Origin of the sequence: Bartonella sp. CL63NXGY (genome assembly GCF_042194905.1) — a bacterium.
Taxonomy (GTDB): Bacteria; Pseudomonadota; Alphaproteobacteria; order Rhizobiales; family Rhizobiaceae; genus Bartonella.
In genome coordinates, this window is sequence record NZ_JBHINK010000038.1 from 1 (window position 1) to 3,871 (window position 3,871).

The following is a 3,871-nucleotide window of genomic DNA, read 5'->3' on the forward strand; positions in this document are numbered from 1 at the left end:
CCCTCCATTCGCCACCTTCATAGCTAGCTCCTCCTCCTAAATACATCGCTAGCGTCTGATGCAAGGAATAAAGCTGATTGCCCGTAATCGCCTCTGTCGAACCTTCAGAGATATCGCCATCTAAAACTGACTTCAGTTTGCTCTTACTTCTTTTATCTCCCTTCCCATGAAGCGCTACAAACGCACTGTCTTCATCACTCCACAACAACGCATTCTGCTCAATATTGTCTGAAATCTCATTATGAAGCTTTGTAAATGAATTGCTTACACCGGCAAACGCTTCAGCAATATTGGGATAGCTATGCTCTTCTGGACTACCATCATCATTAAATGTCGTAACTTTGAAAGTAGGTGCTACCCATTGACCATCTTCATAGTGAGCGCCACCACCAAAATAAGTCGCTAGCGTCTGATTCAAGGAATAAAGCTGAGAACCATTCACTGCTTCTGTCGAGCCTTCAGAAAGTGTGCCAGCTTTCACGCCAGAGAGACTACGTGCATCACCATTCATATTTGAAATTGTGATTGCACTACCCTCTTTTTCACCACCTATCTTGATTACCTTCGTAGCATCATCCTGCTTAACAAGACTATCTCCTACAACTCTATTAATCTCATTCTGAAGCTCTTTATGAATATTCGTGAATGAATTCCCTACACCTGCAAACGCTTTAGCAACATCATCATAGCTCTGCTCTTCAACAGCACTACCATCCTCATTAACGGTCTTAACTTTGAAACTTGGAGCACTCCATTGACCTTCCTTATATTCAGCGCCACCACCTAAAGATTTAGCTATATTCGTAGCTGTTGTTTCAAGATTGTTTGACACACTGCTTACATTTTGATTGGTCGCAAAAAGCTGTGAACCATTCACTGCATCACTCGATGCTTCCGAAAGCGTTCCTGATTTCACACCAGAAAGGATCCGTGCAGCACCATCAATATTCGAAAGCTTAACTTCTGTACCACTCTTTTCACCCCCTACACTAATAACATGTGTCTTTTCATCTTGCTTAACAAGACTATCTCCTACAACTTGGTTAATCTCATTCTTAAGCTCTTTGTGAATATTTGTGAATGAATTCCCTACACCAGCAAATGCTTTGGCAACATCATCATAGCTCTGCTCTTCAACAGCACTGCCATCTTCTTTGACAATCTTAACCTTAAAGCTTGGAGCACTCCATTGACCTTCCTTATATTCAGCGCCACCACCTAAATAAGATGCAACAGTCTTATTCGTATCAAAAAGCTGAGAACCATTGATCGCATCACTTGAGCTTGCAGAAACCTCTCCATTGGAAAGAAACTTAATTTTACTGTTGCCTTTCCCAGCACCCTCTCCATGTGTCGCTACAAACGCATTATCTTCATCACTCCACAACAACGCATTCTGCTTAATATTTTCAGTAACCTCCGTGTTGTTTTGGGTGAACTCTTTTTGAAGATTCTCAAAAGATGTTCCTACACCAGCAAATGCTTCCGATACATTATCATACTTCTTCTCTTCAACTTTAGTACCATCCTCATTAACGGTCTTAACTTTGAAACTTGGAGCTGTCCAAGCGCCACCTGCATAACTAGCATCACCACCTAAAGACTGCGCAACACTGTTACCTAGAGCATATAGCTGATTTCCTGCTACAGCATCGCTTGAGCTAGCAGTAATGTCACCATTTGCAAGCGACGTTATCTTGCTGTTGGTCTTCTCACCGTCTTTTCCTCCATGCGTCGCTACAAACGCCTCTGCGTCCTTATTCCACAACAGCGCATCGCCTTGAACTTCCTGAGTAATATTCGTGACTTTGTCATTAAAGTCTTTAACCACATTCGTGAAAGAATTACCAACACCTGAAAGAGCTTCTGAAACACTATCGTACTCAGCTTCTTCTGATGTGCCATCTTCTTTAAGGTGTATAACTTTAAATCTAGGCAACAACCATTGATCTTTCTCATACTTAGCATCACCGTTTAAGTACGATGCAAGATCTTTTCCTAAGGAATAAAGTTGGGAGCCATTTACTGCATCTGTCGATTCTTTCGTAATATCTCCTGCCGCAAGGAACTTAATCTTGCTGTTTGTCTTTGCACCATCTTTTTCTCCATGCAAGGCGACAAAAGCACCATCAGCCTTGCTCCATGATAAAGAATCTTGTGCAACTCCTTCTGAAACTTCCTTAATACGAGCGTTGATAGTGCTCATGCTGTCATTAATGTCATTAAACGCACCTGCAACATTATTACTGCTCTTCTTATCACCTTTCGTACCATCATTGCTGAAAGTCTGAATTTGGAAATCCGGATCTTGCCATTCGCCTTTCTCATTATAACCAGCACCTCCACCAAAATAGCCAGCAAACTGTTTTTGCAGATCATAAATCTGTCCACCCGTAATCGCATCACTCGAGCCTGATACTATAGAGCCAGCTGCAAGTGATGTAATCTTACTCTTGCTTTCCTTCTCTCCATGCGTCGCTACAAATGCCTCTGCGTCCTTATCCCACAACAGCGCATCGCCTTGAACTTCCTGAGTAATATTCGTGATGTTTTCAGTAAGTTCATTAAACTTATTCGTTAGGTTGCTATTTACATTCTTGAAATTCGTATCAATGCTTTCAATGGCTAAACCAACATCACTATAGGATTTTTCTACTTCCTCGCCTTTTGCATCAACACTGGATAATTTATAGGTTGGACCCGTAAAAGTACCATCTTTAAAGCTTGTACCTCCACCTAAGTATTCCGCAATATCCTGAGAAACCTTAGAAATCTGACCGCCATTAACCGCATCATGCGAATTCTCACTAATCTGACCTTCGGCAACATTATGCAAACCAACAGATGCAGAACCCTTACCTTTACCCAAAGTCACACTCGTGTAATCAATGCCGCCATTATCACCATCTTTTTTATCGTAATGAACAACAGCTGAATCATCAGACTGAAGACTGGTAGAAAGCTTCTCTAAACTTTTATCAAGCTGATCTTTATTAACGGCTTCATTACCTCTCACCGCTTCCTTCACACCGGAAAGCGTCCGATCTACTTTGTCCTTATTTGCAATATTGAGTTCTGTACCTTCTACTTCTTTCCCAATAGTAATAACCTTCGTATCATCATCCTGCTTGGCAAGGCTATCACTCACTACATTCGTCACATCATTATGAACATTCGTGATAGAACTCGCAACACCAGCAAATGCTTCCGCTACACTATTGTAGCTTTCCTCACTTTCTTTACCTTCCGCATCAACTTTCTTGATCACAAAACTTGGTGCTTTCCATTGTCCATCTTTATCATAACCTGCCCCTCCACCAAAATACGTCGCAAATGTCTGATTCATTGAATAAAGCTGATTGCCCGTGATCGCTTCTGTCGAACCTTTAGAAATTTCTCCATCTAATAGAAACTTCAATTTGCTGTTTTCTTGTTCCGCTATAACTTGACCATCTTTCTCTTTGTTCTTTACATGACGCGCCACAAAGGCATGCGCGTCATCGTTCCACAACAAAGCATTCTGCTCAATGGTCTGCGTAAGTTCATTGCTGTTCTTAGAAAGCTCATTATGAAGATCTGTCAGCGATGTATCAACACCGCTAAAGGCTGAACCAACATCATGATATGACTGACCACCAACAACATACGTCGGAAGATTACCTACAAGCACATCAGCACCACCACCTAAATAGCTCGATGTATTTTTAGAAACACTGTCTAGACTGGTAGTCACTGTCGTAACATTTTTATTAGTCGCAAATAACTGAGAGCCATTTACAACTTCTGTCGATTCTGCTGAAAGCACTCCTGCCTTAACACCAGAAAGAATCCTTTCTTCTTTCTTACTGTTGGCAATATTGACTTCTGTACC

General features: G+C 41.5%; 1 pseudogene. It reads right to left on the bottom strand.

What is annotated here, in order from left to right:
• A pseudogene (locus ACFIK0_RS08865) lies at window positions 1-3,871 on the bottom strand (hypothetical protein); the annotation flags it as partial.